Consider the following 15,181-nt stretch of genomic DNA (forward strand, 5'->3'; position numbering starts at 1 on the left):
TGACTGTCACGCACAAGTTATTGACTTCCAACATCTTGCAGGATGACGAACAACAACCATACGGGGGAAGACGTGATCTCTATCAGTGATATTTACGACAAGGATATCAATTTCCTGTTTGGCTCAGGAGCTTCATTTGGACTTCTTCCTACGCTGCAACTCCAACTATCTGATGAGAATGGTCGAAAATTTACGCTAGAAGAGCTGGCGACGAAATTCGAGAAAGACCGTGATCGGCGTTTTGTTCCATTATTCATGCACTATTACTCCACCTGCATCAGGCCTGCAGAACAACTCACCCTTGAAACAGCAACGGCTACCGACTCAGGCAGGCCGGTCATCGAGAACTATCGCACTTTTCTCACTACAATTTTGGAAATGGTCAAACGGAGAAAGGCGTTGGATCGTTGCTGCAACGTTTTCACAACGAATTACGATGGATGCTTCCCTCTTGTAGCCGACCAATTGCTCAAAGAGGGAAATACGGACTTTGTCTTGAATGATGGCTCGCGAGGTTTTACTAAACGGATATTGCAGGCTAGAAATTTCGGCTCCTATCTTTGCCAAACCGGTGTTTTCGGCCGTTATCAAAGCAGCATCCCACAAATCAACCTGATCCATCTCCACGGCTCCGTGTATTGGAGCAAAGCAGATAGTGCGATCGTAGTCGACTACGATATTTTATCCAAAGAGTCGTTGCTGAACGAAGACTCGACAACTGTGTTGCAGCAATTTTCAGAGACTCTCAATAGTTCCGCTGCCACGCTCGAAGATTTGCAAGAACCAAATTTTGATGACGATGCCCTATCCACATTTTGGGCGAAGTATGAACAGATACCTATCGTCAACCCGACCAAGTGGAAGTTCCATGAAACCGTGTATGAGGAACACTACTACCAGATGCTCCGGTTGCTCAGCTATGAGCTTGAGAAACCCAATGCAGTGCTTATTACCTTCGGTTTTTCCTTCGCTGACGAACATATCCTCAACCTTGTGATGCGCTCCTTGTCAAACCCGGGACTACAGGTATTTGTATGCTGCTTTGATGCCTCTGAACACCAAGTGATGTGTGAGAAATTCAAAAGCTACCGCAATGTCCAGTGTCTAACCATTGATGGGGAAAACTTAGATTTCACCACGTTCAACAAAAAGGTTCTGGCATGGCCAGAAACAAAAGAAACAGCACAATCTGTGGTTGAGGCAGGATCTGATGCGGTAGACGATGGAGCCGAAGCAAGCGTATGAGCATCCGAGTTGGCGATGTCATCGCCATTCATGGCACGAAGGTGATTCTCAAAATCGACGAGACGTCTAGTAAGGAGTCATTATTCTACGATGGCAAGAAATATAAAGGGGTATCAATCCGCGAATACCTTTCTATCCAGCGTGGTTTTCGAGACATCATATGCATGGTTGAGGGTGAATACCTTGACGAAAGCCGAATTGAAACAAGGGATGGAAAGCCCTCTTATGTGAGGAAGGTTGAAGCTAGACCCATTGGATTCTTTGACCATGCAGGCTTTTCTCAAGGAATAAAGTACTTGCCAATGATTCAGGACCCGGCATTTCTAATGCCGGAGGAGAGAATACGATCCATCTTTGACCGAAATTCTGATGGCGATTTCAAAATCGGACACATGCTGAAAGAGGAAATCGCAGTAGGGCTTCCATGGAGACGTCTCTTTAATAGCCACGTTGGCATATTTGGTAATACTGGTAGCGGAAAGTCCAATACGCTTGCGAAGCTCTACTCCGTTCTCTTTGATCAAAAACTCCAGCTAATCTCTGGGAAGAGCCGTTTCATTATTCTCGACTTCAACGGGGAATATGGAGGCGAACAGTTGGCCCCAGCGGCACACAAAACCGTCTACCAGCTCTCCACCCTGACAAATCCAGACCCTCATGATTCCAATGCCCGCTTTCCATTGGCACCACAAGAGTTTTGGGATATTGAAACGCTGTCATTGCTTTTCCAAGCGACCACCAATACGCAGAGGCCCTTTCTAAACCGGGTTATTTCCGGGAAATTGAGGTACGGCGGCAATCGTGCCGCATTGGCGAACTACGCGAAATCCAAGTTCCGCCAGTCGTTCTGTGCAGGTGAAGTTAAGCCAGCAACGCTAGACCTGATGCGAACGATTGCTCGGCGCATGAACAACCAGGCTGTTCAGGATCTCTTGGCGGAGGTTACATGGTACCGTAATGGTCGCTTCCACTACAGAGCATTCATTGATCCTGATGGAAATCAATACGCCGCACACATCGCACCGACCGTAGATACGCTAGATATTCAAGATATTGACGAATTTGATGAACTCGTTCTTCGTGTCAATCTGCAATTGATGTCTGACCTGAATGCTGGATATGTTCAATTTGAACATATCCAGCCACTACTGAAGCGTGTTGAATCGTCGCTGTCCAGTATGCGTAAAGTCTTGGTCATTGGAGACGCCCCGCAACCGGAAAGGCTGCTAACGGTCGTTTCCCTACGTCGCTGCAACAACGAAGTCAAAAAAGTCTTACCGCTGCTATTTGCCAAACACTACTACAATGCACATAAGGCTGTCGTGGCCACTCCCCCCGACCAAACTGTTCATATCATTATCGATGAAGCCCACAACATCCTGTCTGACCAATCCACACGCGAAAGTGAAAGCTGGAAAGATTATCGCCTAGAACAATTCGAGGAAATTATTAAAGAGGGGAGAAAGTTTGGAATGTTTGTCACGATCGCTAGTCAAAGGCCTGCTGACATCTCCCCGACCATTATTTCTCAACTGCATAACTTCTTCATCCATCGACTAGTGAATGACCGAGATCTGTACCTGATCGACAATACGATTTCGACGCTGGACACTCTGTCACGCAATCTCATTCCAGGGTTATCCCAAGGTTGTTGTGTGGTTACAGGCACAGCCTTCGACTTACCGATGGTGATACAAGTAGATCGTTTACCAAATAATAAGCAGCCTACAAGCGAGGACGTAGACCTCGAAAAGCTTTGGAGCGCATCCGCTAACGACAATGAAGATGCCCGTAGCTAGTTCGAGGGTTTTACTCTCCTCGTAGATTACTCACAAGCGAGTCGCTGACATGCGAATGGAGTTACCCCGCTGAAGTGGCGGGGTACTCCGGTCCTTACGCCGCCTGGGGCTTGCTGCGCGACCAGATCAGGTCGTGCGTGCCGTCCTCGCCCTCGATCAGGCGAGCGTAAACCGGAGCCGGGAACGAAGGGTCGTCGGCGGTGACGGACAGGTAGTCTCGCCCGGCCTCGCTGGTTTTCTTCCACGCCGCGCCGATGTCGTGCCCAGCGGCCTGGAGGCGAAAGTCTGGAGCATTCTCGCTGTCGCCCTTGTCGTTGGGCACCAGCTTGACCTTGACGTTGAGCGTCAGGGTGCGAAGAGTGCCGGTGAAGCCGTCTTTGTCTGCGGTAAAAGTGCCGATGTTGGCCATGGTGTTTCTCCTTTCGGGTTAAACAAGGTTCGCGCCCATCGCGTCCTTGTTGTGATCCGAGCGGCGGGGGACGGGCTGGCTGCACCGCTTGCGGTCGCAACGTAGTGAAGAACCGGAAGGCGCAAACAATTTGTCCCGCGAGGAATGCGCCCAGCGCAGGGGAAATTGTTTGCGCCGCACGGTTGCAGTCATAAAGCCCGAGGCGCAGCCGGGCCACCGCCAGGATTCACAACGACACAAGGACGCCTTGGGCCGAACCGCTCCGAAAGGAGACCTGGACAACTCGGCATTTCCGCGTCAGGGCTGCACCGGCTTGCGCCCTGACGCGAACCAGGTCAAAGCCCCGACGATAAGGTCAGAGCGTCCCTCCTGCAGCTCGCGGCCACATGCTTGAGGAGTGGTGTGAAAGCTCCATAGAAGCGAGGCCGGGCGGCGTGTCGGTGAACTGTCTTTCGTGACGTGATTGCGCTGAACCGCCAGCGTCGGGGACGGCACGCTTTCGCACAACCTGCCGCAGCAAGCCAGGGCGTAGTCGGTGCATTGCCATTGCGGTAACGGACCGCAGAGCAAGATAGGCAAGCGGAGCGCGCAGCACCGCAGGTGCGAAGACGTGAGGGATTGACGCCGAATGGCCGTGACAGCTTGCTGGCATGGGGCGCACGCCCGAAAGCCCGACGGCGCATCGCGCCGACACGCCTTATTTCGGGAATGCGCCCCTACTGCAACAGGTCACTACATGAAGAAACTGCCTTGATCCGAATAACCATTCGGCTCAATCGTCAGATCTGCCAGCCGTGACTGCATGACACGCTTGCACCTGAAGTTCTCACCACCGTCTTGAATCCACGCACCCAAACGCCGCTCCAGCCAGCAATGCGCCACCGCATCACCGTCAGTCAGGCCGCAGTACCATTCTGGTTGGATATCAGCTTTACGGGGATTGAGAATGACACTGATGGAAAGCTCGTCTCCGCTGATAGCGTTCACATTGGCAATCGCTGCTATCTCTCCATCAACCATGAAGCGGTAAGTGCTGCGTTCACACTCATGGCTTTCCGGCGCACCGCCAGGCCACCAGTTCTCACCTGGTGACAGCCCAAACAAGCGCTGTTCGAGACCTGCATTGATCGCCGCTACTAGCAGGTTGCGCCATGCACGCCAACGCACACTGCGTCCTTTCCTGAGCGGAAAGTTCTGGAAAGGGGAATAAGAGTGCTCGAACTCCGGCAACAATCGGAGGTCATCAGGCACCGAGGTATAACCTAGCTGGCGCAGACGCTGCACTAGCCTAGCATTGCTGGGCTTCTGGGCCTCGGCGGTTGCACGACCTTCAAGCGCGGCTCGCAGCGCAGCGTGGGTCTTGAAACCCAAAGCTGCCGCAACCCCTTCACTCAGGTGGGAAGAAGAAACACCACGAACATGCCGTTGTGCACTCTGCTTGAGCGCGCGCACAGCGGACTTGGAAACAAAAAACGTAGAGTCAGACATGCCAGATTCCTCTTGCAAGGTCGATGTCTGCCGATTACGCATCGACCGGGAATAGGCACGGTCAACGAAAAAAGCGAGGAAGAAACGTCGTTTAACCCGGCAGCAGGTTCAGCGTGACGCGGCTGTCTGCTCATGATAAGGCATATCTGCTGCCACACAAAGAAGATAAAGCAGGCCAGCCCCCGGACTGGCATTCCGGCGGGCAGTCGCTGACTGCAACGCCTGGTTGAGCCGTTCCCGCACAAGGTCACTTGTGCGCCACCGCGCCGCCGCCTGACTAAAGGCGGCGGCGCGACGGTTTTGAAGACAGATAAAGCCCGGCGCGGGCTGCGCCGGGGTCATGCCGAATGCAGCTACCTCATGCCTCCAGTGCGTCTGCCGCTTCGCTGTCGGCCTCCACGTCGGCGTCCTGCGCTGCTTCCGAATTGCCGTCCTGCGTGGCGCTGCCTTCGACTGCGAACAGGGCGGGCATCCAGCCGGTGCCTTCGACCAGTCGTTCCGCTTCGCTGGCAATGTCGGCCTTCTTCAACTTCGCCAGCCGGGTGACGTGCTCCGGCGCGTACTCGCCCACGGCTTTCAAAATCGCTGCCTTCGGAACGTGCTTGAAGTAACCTTCGGCAGTTGGCTGCCACCATGCGGCCATGTCGAGGCCGACGGCCTGCGCCAGTTCCGCGCCGGGCTGGTGCGGCGTAGCGCGGAGCGTCACCACGTCCACCGTGGAAGCCACGCACACGGCCAGCAGCCGCACCAGTTCATCCTGCGACTTCGCCAGCAGCGCGGTGAACAGTTCGGCGCTGTCCTCCGGCAGCGCTTCACCCGCGACTTGCTGCAATTCGCGCAGTGCCACAGCGGCGGGTGATTCCGGCCAGTCCGGGGCCATGCCTTCCAACCGGTCTTGCACTTTCAGGCTCACGCCTAGCGGCAAGTCGCGGCCATAGTGGCTTTCCTGCAAGACGGTCTGCACCATGCCATGCACCACGGCGGCCAGCGCAGTTTGCGGATGCCGGGCCACTTCGATTTTCAGCGCGGCGGTGCGATGCGCGCTCAACCGCTGCGCCAGCCGGTCGGATATGACCGGGGATTGTGCCTCGCCTGCCGTGTCGCCTTCATTGTCGCTCTCAGCATCCACGCCAGCCAGTCCCTCCCGCAACCGTTCCAGCGTGCGCAGCGCCTTGGCCTCGGCCTCGCGCATCAAGCCGCGATGAATGACAGCCTCGCCATTGCGATCAATGGTGACAATGGCACCGGCGGCAGCTTTCACGTTCGGGTCGTAGTCCTGCAAGCGATCTTCCAGCGCCTGCAATTGCTCGCCCATCCGCTCTCCCTCGACTTGCAGCGCATCGGCTTTTTCCTCGTCATCGGCGTCCAGCGCGCTATCCACAGCGTCATCAATGACCAGCATCTTGGTTTGCAGCTTTGCGATACGCTCGGCTTCGCGTTTGGTCGGGCGGCGGCGCTCTCTGGGAGCACGGTGAAAGGCGTGTAAATCGGCGTGGGTCATGGCGGGTGTGGCATCGACCCATCCCCAGCCTTCCGCCTTCACCTCAGCGGCAGTTTCAGCCAGCTTCTCTTGTGCCAACCTTTCCAGCAGTGGGGCATCGGTCAGGTACACGCCCTCGTCATCCTCCGCGAACAGGTCGCGTCGGACACCGCCGCCAGCAGTCTCGTAGCCATCCAGCCCGACAAAACGCACCAGCGGATGCCGGTGGGCTTCAATCTCGCGCTCGGTCAAGCGTTCGCGCAAGCTATGCGGGCTGCGCTGCCATTCCGGCGCATCGTAGAACGCACTCTCCTGCGCCGTATGGTCGTCGGTGATGGCAAGGGCCATTAACTGGTCAAGGCTCACCGCATCGGCTCGATAGTCGACCATCAGGCGCGGGGAGACGTTCGCCAGTTTCAAGCGGCGCTGTACCACCAGCGGCGTGACGGAAAAATCCGCTGCAATGTCCTCAATAGGCCGTCCTTCGGCCACCAGTGCCGCGAAGGCTTCAAACTGGTCTGCCGGGTGCATGGCCTCCCGCTGTACGTTTTCGGTCAGGCTCACAGTGCGGGCGCTGCCATCACTTACCAGCAGGCAAGGCACTGCCCAATCCTTGGGAATGCGCCGTTTCTTCGCCAGCCGTTTGAGAGCGGTAAGGCGACGGCTACCGGCCACCACATCGTAATGCTCGCCATCACGGGCCTGTATCACGGTCAGGTTTTGCAGCAAGCCTACGCGCTGGATGCTGGCGGCCAGTGCCTCAATGGACTGGCCAGTGGTTTTGCGCACGTTGCGGCGCGAGGGTCGAAGTTGCGACAGCGGCACACGCATCAGGTCTAGCGTCAAAGCGGGGTTGTCCTGTGCGGTGGCGTCAACAGTTTCGGGTTGAGTCATGGTAGTCATGGTGATAACTCCTATCGGTTCAGGGTTGCAGCAGCAAAAGACGCGGCAAGGGCTGCTGCCTGCCCCTGCCGCGTGAGAGTTCAGGCTTTCAATTGGCGCAGGCCATCGGCCAGCAACCACAGGGCGCGGTTCAGGCGCACATCGGAATCAATGCCCTGCACGGCGCGGGTGCGCTGGCGGCGTCCGTTGGCGCTGCGCCCGGGCAGGCCGCCTTTGGTCAGGTTTTCCTGGGTGCGATTGAACACGCTCCACAGGTCGGGGCGGCGGTCATCGAACCGGCGCGGCATCAGGATTTGCGATTCGGTGATAGGTGGGGGGGTGTTGTCCGTGGGGTCGTACTTCAGCGCCAGCGCGGAACGGGCGAAAACTTCGGCTTCACCATCGTCCAGCGTCACGGCCCGCATGGCGTCGCGGGATTCCTGCACCCGCTCGAAGCCGCTCAGCACCTCGTAGGCGCCTTCAATGACCTGTCCGGCCACGTCGCCCTTGTGCGGTACGCGCATATCGGCCACGGTGTCGCCGCACACCAGTCCGTTGGCGCAGACGAACCGGAACATTCCGGCCAGCATCTGGTAACTGCTGGTGCCGTCGTGGGAGTTCAGCAAAATGATTTCATTGGCTTCGGCACCGTTAATCTGGCTGGCGTGGCGCAAGCGAATCATGTGCTTGGTGTAGTCGCGCCGGTCTTCGTGGCGCGTGCGGGTCTGCGCCACCATGAAGGGCTGAAAGCCTTCCTTGCGCAGTTCTGTCAACACGGCGGCGGTGGGGATATAGGCATACCGCTGTGAACGGCTCTCGTGCGGGGCGTCCGCGAAGATGGACGGGGCCACACGTTGAATCTGGTCATCGGACAGCGGGGAATCGCTGCGCAGTACCGGGGAACGGGAAGCGAAACGGGATGCAAGCATGGTCTGTACTCCTGACAAAATGGGTTGTTGGTCACACCGCGCACCGGATTCCTAGATTCGGAGCCCAGCCTTTCGGCTGTTCGGTGTGGTTGGCACGAAGAACCCGGTTGGTCTCGTTGCCACCGTCTTTCCTGAGTTCATCGCCCGCGACGGTCAGGAGCGCGCGGACGGGAGCCGTCAAGGAGATAAGCGTTGGGATGGTGCGGCCCGCAGGCGCAGCCGAGGACACGGCCCGGCGCGCCTTGATGGCACACGGACGCGGGCTACAGTCGCGGAAAAGGTGATGGAATCAGGAGAGATGGCTGGACAGGCAACGGCCGCCTCAATGTGCCGACCGCACGCAAGCGAAGCGCGCAGGCCCGAAGCTGGAAGCCGGGCCGTAGGCGTCAGGGATGGAAGCCCGAAGGGGGCAAGACTCGCGTAGCGAGGCTTGATGCACAGCACGACAGCGCGACCGGCCATGGGTGTTGGCCGGGGACGCTCAGCGAGTCATGAACAAGCAGGTACCTGAAAACCCATTTGACCTGGCGCATTCAGGTACCGACAGATTCGCCTTAACCCCATAGGCTGTGAAACACTACATTCTTGAGGATTGATCATGAGTTCAGTGAAAACAGTGAGCCCACAACACATCTGCGAAGATTGCCTGCGGGAGGAAATTCGATACAACCGCGAGCACCGTATCCTGCCCAGCGAAAACGCTGTCGCGAATCGGCTCCTTAATCGTGGGGCTGAGATGAAGGAGGTCTATGAAGAATTACACGCCAAGCTTCATCAGCATCCGACCGCGCTCCAGGTTTTTCTTGGCTTGGTGCTGAGCGCAGCCGCGTTTTGGAGTCCAGATAAGATCAAGGAAGCACGAACCGCACGAGACGACTTGGTGAATACCAATCGCCAAATTGCGAAAAAGGCTGCCGAATTGGCAGCGCTTCTGGGCAAACGCTCTGAACTGCATAACACGTCAGGTTTTAGCAGTGACACCCATTATCACGTTTGTGACGTAATCGAGCAGGCCTCCCTGCACAACTATTTGTTCAAGTCATATGTGCAAGAGCAACTGGATGCCTTGAGAGGACAGTTCGACCTCAAGTACTGGCCTTCGTTGAGCGAGTGCGTTCAGGCATTGGCGTCAGATGCGGAGAACGCCGAGTTGACCGCAACCGACCCTTTGACCGCAGCCGCTACAGAAGCAACGCGTTCGTCAAAGGCGGATTTCATCAAGGCGCTGCTCGCAGCGATTGAGGAAAACAGTGCCGAAAATTACGGTCAGCTACCAAGAAATTTCAAGTTGACCGACCGGGCACTTGCCTCACTAGGCAACTGCGCAATGGACCTTGACCCTGATGATCTGCTCGATGATGCCTATATCAAGCGCCTTCGCCAGCGCGAACGCAGCAGAACCCTGTAACAAAATCGGCGCAGCAAAAAAGGGGGCCGAAGCCCCCAAGATCAGATCAGACCACGCTCCGCAAAGGACGTAGTGTCGCTACCGGCGACAATGACGTGATCCAGCGTGCGCACGTCCACCAGTGCCAGCGCTTCTTTGAGCCGCTTGGTGATGGCTTCATCGGCGCGACTCGGCTCGGGATTCCCACTGGGATGATTATGCGAAAAAATTACCGCCGCCGCATTGAGCCGCAACGCTTCCTTGACGACTTCGCGCGGATACACCGATGCACCGTCAATGGTGCCCCGGAACATCTCGGCGTAGTCAATCAGGCGGTGCTGCGAATCGAGGAACAGCACTGCAAAGATTTCGTGCTCAAAACCTGTCAGCTTGGCACACAGGAACTCCTTGACGATTGCCGGTGAGGTGAAAGACATCCCCCGCTGGAGTTTCTGGTCGATAACATGGCGTGCCGCATCAAGAATTTGATCTGGCGACGCCGGCAGGTAGCGCCCCTGCGCGTCACGCACCAGCAGAGAGGAATCGAACGAGGAAAAGGACAGTTGAGTCATGATCATGCTCCGGTTGCTCGGGCGGAATTGCCCGGAACCGGCGCCAGCACGGCGCAGCGCAAGCCGTCAGGGGTGACCCACGGCCGCAGGACGCAAGCGCGCGGAGCACGCGCCGCCCTTGACGGCGAGCACGCCGTGGTACGGTGAAGGGAAACAGCAAGACCGCCCATACCCCGCCCACTGCACCCACTCGCTCTTGGCAAGCGGAGCGCGCAGGCCCTATGGGCCGAAGACACTCAGGGATCAAAGCCGGATGGCCGTGACTCAGTATGAGGCGCGGGGCGCAGCCCGCGAGCCCGACGGCGGTACGCCAGGGTGCATTGATTAGTTCTTTGAATATTCTGTGGAACGAACATGTATGATATTTAACGTTATCCCTGTCGGCTGGCTGTCGGGCTACTGTCGTGTTGTCATTGTTCCTGGCTCCCCATACTTCTCCACGTCTACTGAAAACAATGGAGCCACCTATGAACGCTACAGAACATGTTCAACAACCCCGTCTGCTCACGCCCGCTGAACTGGCCGCATGCATTAAGATGTTCCGCGAAATGCGCCAATGGTCGCAAGAGCAGTTGGCCGCGATTTCCGGTCTCAACGTGCGAACAATCCAGCGAGTCGAACAAGGCTTGTCTGCCAGTCTCGATACCCGCCGCGCTCTTGCCCGAGCCTTCGAGTTCGAGGACATCGACGTACTCAACAAGCCGTTCGCCATTCCGTCCGAGGAAGAAGCCAAGGCGGCAAAGGAAAAGTTCGACCGGGAGCACGTCACCCTGACAGCGATGCCACTAACCACGGGCAAGCAGTTGGCCAAGCTGGCAGAAACCTGCTCGATGGACTTGTCGGAACCGGCTTTCGAGCTGACCCGCGAGGCAGACGAGACCTTCGCCATGCTGGTGGATTACCTTCGGGACTACCGGGACTGCGCCGATGCTTACAGCGAAACGCAGAAGTTCGACGTATACGACGAGATGCAATCCCACATCGGTGCGCTCAAGGCGCTCGGCGTCTCGCTGCGCTACGCCACACGCAAGATACAGGTGAAGTGGGGTACAGATGCGGATGCCAAACCGATGCCCCTCACGGTGCTATATGTGGTCGGCTTCCCGCTCGGCGAAGAACCCGAGCAATTCGCAACGCCGAAGTCCGGCGGCATCCGTCTGTAAATCTGAACCGATCTGGGGTGGCTCGAAACCATTACCATGCTTTGAGCTTGAACAGCCGTCCCTGATCACCTTCATCGTGCAACGTCACGACAATTTCGTCGGCTGTGAACACTGGCTCATCGTCTTCGGTGCGCGCTGGCAAGTCTGAATCGATCAGAGTGATAACAGGCTGAATCCCCAGCTCGGTGTATCGGCGAATGACGGCTAACAGGTTTTCCTTCTTGCGATCATCCAGAGACTCGAATACCCCATCGTGATAAACAAAGCGCGGAAACTTGTCGTCAAGGTGAGCACGTAATACAGCAAGATCGAAGGCAATGCACAGCAACTTGCGATAAGTGTACCCAAGGTCAGCGCTGGTCGCGTTTCCTGATTCATCCAGAATCTCTGCCTTGAACTCTAGATGCCCCGCTTGATTTGGAGAGACGCTTAGTAAAGCTTTACGATCAATCACTTCTTCGACGATTTCACTAAAAAAGACCCGAATCGACGAAAATAAACTATTGGGGTCCGAGTTCTGATTCTCAACATCGACTTCTATTTGGGTTTGCAGATGACCACACGCCTCAGTCAGTGCTCTAATGTCAGTGCGCAATTCTTGCAAGCGGTGTAAAAAGCCGCGTTGGCGCTCAAGAGACGTGATGTCGGCGCGCAGCGTTACCATTTCGTCGGAAACTTGCCTGTACTTTCCGAAAACGTCGGTCTCGCTCAGAAACGAAAGCATATCCGAGCGTTTTTTTCCCAAGGAACTAAGCTCAGCATTGACACGTTTAATCTCAGCTTCGATCTCTCCACGCTCTTCCTGAAGATAGATTCGACGTTCATCCGTGATTGCCCGGTTAAAGGCGATCAATTGCTCGAAGTCCTTTTTCACTTGTCCCTCGAAAAGGACACCCGTTTCCTCAAACAAACGCTGGGCTTCTTCGGGATTAAATAGAATCTGATCCTCTTCCAACGAAGCCAGTATCTTCTTCCTGTTTTGTGTCAGCGAATAACGTTCGCTATTGAGGGTCGCGATACGCTCGTCTATACCATCGACCAGCTGCTTAGTTCGGTCTTTGTCCTGCACACGAAAATCAAAGGCATCAAGGAGCTTTTGCTTCTTCTCAGCTTCCTTTTGCTTGAGCAAAAGAATACCTTCTATTTTGCTGATATCCTCTATCGACCCACCCAATTCGTTCTTAATAGTCTGGGCAGTATCTTGCTTTTTAGATAGCTCCTCTTCCTTCTCATAATGCGAAGTAATCAATTTTGCGTCGAAACCTAGCATATGCGCAAGAAATGGCTTCCAGTCAGCATGCTTCGACGCAAACTTGCGAAGTTGGAATACCTCCCGAAAGTCTTCCTGTGAGCGCAGGAGATAGCCCAACCCCTTGCGATAAGACCACGGTTTAAGTGCGCGCCAATCGAGCAGACCATCGAGCAGTTCGCGAGCGCGACCGAACGCCACATCCTGATGGTCCCATTCTGACAAGGCAGAAAAGTCTTGGTGTCCTGCTTCGTGCTTCTTAAAGCTGATCTTGGTTGCCTGTTCCACACCACGCCGTATCGTAAGGAATGAAGCATCCTCTAGCTCAATCTCTAGAAAGAAAACGAAATCTTTGAAGCGCTCGAAGTGCTTGAAAAGAAAAAATTTGGCGTCGCGTCCAGATAAGAACCCGAAATCGAGCAAGCGCCCCAGGGTCGTCTTCCCAAGATTGTGGGTATCTTTCTCACGATTTTCGGGCAGGCGAATCTCCGCCATGACCACATTCAGGCCCTGTACAAAATTGACGGGTTCAAACAAATCTGGCTTGTTTGAATAAAGTCTAGACAGTTTCATTAGGCCCCACATACTCTACAGCATCGGTTTTCGGGTGATAGTCGATAAGCCCCATGAGGTAGAGGAAATTTAGTGCCGGCAGGAATAGTACGTCGCCTCCGGTGACAGTCTTCTTCGCATACTTGCGGAGTGCGCTATATTCATCCACGCGACGATCTTTTAGTCGTATCAATAGCAATAACGCAACGTTAATAACCGTACGATCCGGGTGTGAGTGCTTAGTCGGCCGTAGCATCGCTCACCTCCCCAATATCGCAGTTCCAGTACATGTAGAAAAGCACGGCGCGGGTCAAGCGTTTATGCGCATGCTGCCTCAATACTGGATCGCGGTTAAACAATAGATCTACCAAGTACTCCATTACATCATCGAAGGTTTGATAGTCCTTCCGCTTGGCAATGATCTTGAGTTGAAACTCATCAACCACAGATTCGTACATGCGTAGTAATTCGAGATTTTCCGGCGCCGCCAAAAATGCGCGAATCTGCGCCGTTTCCTTCAGGTACTTCCTGCGTTGGGCCTTGGCGTACTCGGCGCTCATATTGTTCAGTAGGTTTTTCTGTTCATAGGTGACCCGCTCAGTGGGCGGATCGTCTAGCAAGGCCGATACGCTATCCTTCTGTCGGGCCAATGCCTGAACAACTTCAGCAAGATCGTCTGGACTAACGATCAAGGGCGAATCAACCGGATCGAGATCGACCTTTCTTGCTACGTCAGGAAACGTCTTTAACAAGACCTCCAACTGCTCCAGTCCACACAAATAGATCGACGAAGCAGGGATGCCACATTGTGTTGCAATGTACTCTCGTATCTCGCTCTCAGCATTGCCAGCCAACCGTCGATTGGCAAACAGCATATAATGATCCAGTTGCTTGGCTTCGCGTAGTTTCTTAATGCGAGGAATTTCCTTAGCAAGCACCGTGTTCGCTGCTTTCGTACTAAAGAAGTCAGGTTCCGAAAAATTTCTGTTGTAGCCATTGGTGTGTTTGGCCTGGATGATGGTCGTACCAACCCACGGCGCAGCTTTGCTCGGATGTAGCTCTGACGTGCCGACAAATTTCGCATCACGTCCGCCATCAGGCCCCTTAGCGAAACCTTGCACGGAAATTCCAAGCAAATGCTGGCACAAGAAAACGATAAGTTTTTCGAACTGATCGTCACTCATATCCTCGTAGGCAAACTTCATCTAACCTCCGAGCTAAGTTTCAGCAAACGGCTTATCATACAGCAACCGTAATGCCGGCCGTGTGCGCGCGACGCGCAGGCAATACAACAATCTCGACATGCTGATCAAGAGACACCAATGCCTGCATTAGCCGTTCGAGAGAAATATTCTGTAGCTTGTAACGACGCACTTGAGAGACTTTGGGCTGAGTCATACCGGTGATGGCGGCCGCTTCCGTCTGACTGAGATTGCGTTTGTCAATTAGATCGTTGAGCTTGACTGCAAGAGCAGCTTTCGCTGACAGCTCCTCCGAATCATTGAAGCCGAGGTCTACCAACACGTTGTCTGTGCCTTGTGGATGGGCTTTGCGCGTCATTACGGTCTCCCGCTCGCCCCATAGCGGGCAAGCACTGTCTTTAGCCGCTTTTCAATCAATTCCACGTCCGGACGCGGCGTAGCAATTCCGGACTTGGACTTCTTCTGAAACGCATGTAGCACATGCACAGCATTGCCGACGCGCACGGTGTAGACCGCTCGAAAAGTGTCGCCCCGATGATCTCCCACCAGTTCATAAACACCGGAACCGAGACCTTTCCAAGGCTTTGCCGAATCAGGCGTTCGACCCAGCTGTACAACGAACAACGCGACGCCCATATCCTTCTGGATGGAAACAGGAAATGCCTTGAAGTCCCTTTTTGAGGAGCCTTCCCAGTACAGTAGCTTTCGTTTCTCAGACATGAATTATACCTGTTCGGGTATGAAGCACAAGGACTGAATGGCCACGTCAACCTCTCGATAATTCGGTTCACGACTGAGATCGGTATTGATAAGAATGAGGTTGC

General features: G+C 55.0%; 14 protein-coding genes. 4 read left to right on the forward strand and 10 right to left on the reverse strand.

Annotated features, from left to right (window positions below):
- Window positions 1-42: 42 nt before the first annotated feature.
- Both THS27_RS01305 and THS27_RS01310 read left to right on the forward strand, forming a co-directional pair.
- The gene (locus THS27_RS01305; RefSeq protein WP_168184792.1) at window positions 43-1,245 is read left to right on the forward strand and encodes an SIR2 family protein; all 1,203 of its coding nucleotides are present in this window, start codon (window positions 43-45) and stop codon (window positions 1,243-1,245) included.
- Window positions 1,242-3,044, forward strand: coding sequence for an ATP-binding protein (locus THS27_RS01310; RefSeq protein ID WP_085587190.1), 1,803 nt, complete (start codon window positions 1,242-1,244; stop codon window positions 3,042-3,044). The genes THS27_RS01305 and THS27_RS01310 overlap by 4 nt, the downstream gene beginning before the upstream one ends.
- Before the next feature lie 94 nt (window positions 3,045-3,138).
- Here the strand turns inward: THS27_RS01310 and THS27_RS01315 are convergent, their stop codons facing one another.
- The 4 genes from THS27_RS01315 to THS27_RS01340 all read right to left on the reverse strand — a co-directional run bounded on the left by THS27_RS01315 (window position 3,139) and on the right by THS27_RS01340 (window position 8,232).
- A complete protein-coding gene (locus tag THS27_RS01315; RefSeq protein WP_085587191.1) occupies window positions 3,139-3,453 on the reverse strand; it encodes a DUF736 domain-containing protein in 315 nt (104 codons plus the stop codon).
- A gap of 732 nt (window positions 3,454-4,185) precedes the next feature.
- Window positions 4,186-4,941 carry a hypothetical protein gene (locus tag THS27_RS01325; RefSeq protein ID WP_085587192.1) on the reverse strand — a complete coding sequence of 252 codons (756 nt, stop codon included), beginning with the start codon at window positions 4,939-4,941 and terminating at the stop codon, window positions 4,186-4,188.
- A 358-nt stretch (window positions 4,942-5,299) separates the two neighbouring features.
- Window positions 5,300-7,315 (reverse strand): ParB/RepB/Spo0J family partition protein, encoded by a 2,016-nt coding sequence (locus tag THS27_RS01335; protein WP_246832791.1) that lies wholly within the window; start codon window positions 7,313-7,315, stop codon window positions 5,300-5,302.
- Between the two features lie 89 nt (window positions 7,316-7,404).
- The gene (locus tag THS27_RS01340; protein ID WP_085587195.1) at window positions 7,405-8,232 is read right to left on the reverse strand and encodes a DUF932 domain-containing protein; all 828 of its coding nucleotides are present in this window, start codon (window positions 8,230-8,232) and stop codon (window positions 7,405-7,407) included.
- A 598-nt stretch (window positions 8,233-8,830) separates the two neighbouring features.
- Here THS27_RS01340 and THS27_RS01350 point away from each other — a divergent pair.
- Window positions 8,831-9,640, forward strand: coding sequence for a hypothetical protein (locus THS27_RS01350; protein ID WP_085587197.1), 810 nt, complete (start codon window positions 8,831-8,833; stop codon window positions 9,638-9,640).
- Window positions 9,641-9,681: 41 nt separating this feature from the next.
- Here THS27_RS01350 and radC read toward each other — a convergent pair whose 3' ends face one another.
- Window positions 9,682-10,191, reverse strand: coding sequence for a DNA repair protein RadC (gene radC / locus THS27_RS01355; RefSeq protein ID WP_085587198.1), 510 nt, complete (start codon window positions 10,189-10,191; stop codon window positions 9,682-9,684).
- A 467-nt stretch (window positions 10,192-10,658) separates the two neighbouring features.
- Here radC and THS27_RS01360 point away from each other — a divergent pair, with 467 nt between their 5' ends.
- Window positions 10,659-11,354, forward strand: a complete 696-nt coding sequence (locus tag THS27_RS01360; RefSeq protein ID WP_085587199.1) for a helix-turn-helix domain-containing protein — start codon at window positions 10,659-10,661, stop codon at window positions 11,352-11,354.
- Window positions 11,355-11,385: 31 nt separating this feature from the next.
- On the opposite strand, the gene THS27_RS01365 is transcribed toward THS27_RS01360, so the two are convergent.
- Genes THS27_RS01365 through THS27_RS01385 form a run of 5 tightly spaced genes read right to left on the reverse strand, consistent with a single transcriptional unit; the run spans window position 11,386 to window position 15,077 of the window.
- Window positions 11,386-13,176: a DUF2326 domain-containing protein gene (locus tag THS27_RS01365; protein ID WP_085587200.1), complete on the reverse strand. Its 1,791-nt coding sequence runs from the start codon at window positions 13,174-13,176 to the stop codon at window positions 11,386-11,388.
- Window positions 13,163-13,411, reverse strand: a complete 249-nt coding sequence (locus tag THS27_RS27690) for an ABC-three component system middle component 8 (RefSeq protein ID WP_085587201.1) — start codon at window positions 13,409-13,411, stop codon at window positions 13,163-13,165. The genes THS27_RS01365 and THS27_RS27690 overlap by 14 nt, the downstream gene beginning before the upstream one ends.
- On the reverse strand, window positions 13,395-14,360 hold the full coding sequence (locus THS27_RS01375) for an ABC-three component system protein (protein ID WP_085587202.1): 966 nt from the start codon (window positions 14,358-14,360) through the stop codon (window positions 13,395-13,397). The genes THS27_RS27690 and THS27_RS01375 overlap by 17 nt, the downstream gene beginning before the upstream one ends.
- Before the next feature lie 34 nt (window positions 14,361-14,394).
- Complete coding sequence (locus tag THS27_RS01380; RefSeq protein WP_085587203.1) at window positions 14,395-14,715, reverse strand: helix-turn-helix domain-containing protein; 321 nt, start codon at window positions 14,713-14,715, stop codon at window positions 14,395-14,397.
- Window positions 14,715-15,077, reverse strand: coding sequence for a type II toxin-antitoxin system RelE/ParE family toxin (locus THS27_RS01385; protein ID WP_085587204.1), 363 nt, complete (start codon window positions 15,075-15,077; stop codon window positions 14,715-14,717). The genes THS27_RS01380 and THS27_RS01385 overlap by 1 nt, the downstream gene beginning before the upstream one ends.
- Between the last annotated feature and the right edge of the window lie 104 nt (window positions 15,078-15,181).

Origin of the sequence: Thalassospira sp. MCCC 1A01428 (assembly GCF_002115825.1) — a bacterium.
Classification (GTDB): domain Bacteria; phylum Pseudomonadota; class Alphaproteobacteria; order Rhodospirillales; family Thalassospiraceae; genus Thalassospira.

Coding starts and splice junctions, on each gene's coding strand:
- THS27_RS01335 (WP_246832791.1), bottom strand. CDS start 7,315: ATGACTCAACCCGAAACTGTTGACGCCACCGCACAGGACAACCCCGCT.
- THS27_RS27690 (WP_085587201.1), bottom strand. CDS start 13,411: ATGCTACGGCCGACTAAGCACTCACACCCGGATCGTACGGTTATTAAC.
- THS27_RS01360 (WP_085587199.1), top strand. CDS start 10,659: ATGAACGCTACAGAACATGTTCAACAACCCCGTCTGCTCACGCCCGCT.
- THS27_RS01340 (WP_085587195.1), bottom strand. CDS start 8,232: ATGCTTGCATCCCGTTTCGCTTCCCGTTCCCCGGTACTGCGCAGCGAT.
- THS27_RS01325 (WP_085587192.1), bottom strand. CDS start 4,941: ATGTCTGACTCTACGTTTTTTGTTTCCAAGTCCGCTGTGCGCGCGCTC.
- THS27_RS01365 (WP_085587200.1), bottom strand. CDS start 13,176: ATGAAACTGTCTAGACTTTATTCAAACAAGCCAGATTTGTTTGAACCC.
- radC (WP_085587198.1), bottom strand. CDS start 10,191: ATGACTCAACTGTCCTTTTCCTCGTTCGATTCCTCTCTGCTGGTGCGT.
- THS27_RS01305 (WP_168184792.1), top strand. CDS start 43: ATGACGAACAACAACCATACGGGGGAAGACGTGATCTCTATCAGTGAT.
- THS27_RS01385 (WP_085587204.1), bottom strand. CDS start 15,077: ATGTCTGAGAAACGAAAGCTACTGTACTGGGAAGGCTCCTCAAAAAGG.
- THS27_RS01350 (WP_085587197.1), top strand. CDS start 8,831: ATGAGTTCAGTGAAAACAGTGAGCCCACAACACATCTGCGAAGATTGC.
- THS27_RS01310 (WP_085587190.1), top strand. CDS start 1,242: ATGAGCATCCGAGTTGGCGATGTCATCGCCATTCATGGCACGAAGGTG.
- THS27_RS01315 (WP_085587191.1), bottom strand. CDS start 3,453: ATGGCCAACATCGGCACTTTTACCGCAGACAAAGACGGCTTCACCGGC.
- THS27_RS01375 (WP_085587202.1), bottom strand. CDS start 14,360: ATGAAGTTTGCCTACGAGGATATGAGTGACGATCAGTTCGAAAAACTT.
- THS27_RS01380 (WP_085587203.1), bottom strand. CDS start 14,715: ATGACGCGCAAAGCCCATCCACAAGGCACAGACAACGTGTTGGTAGAC.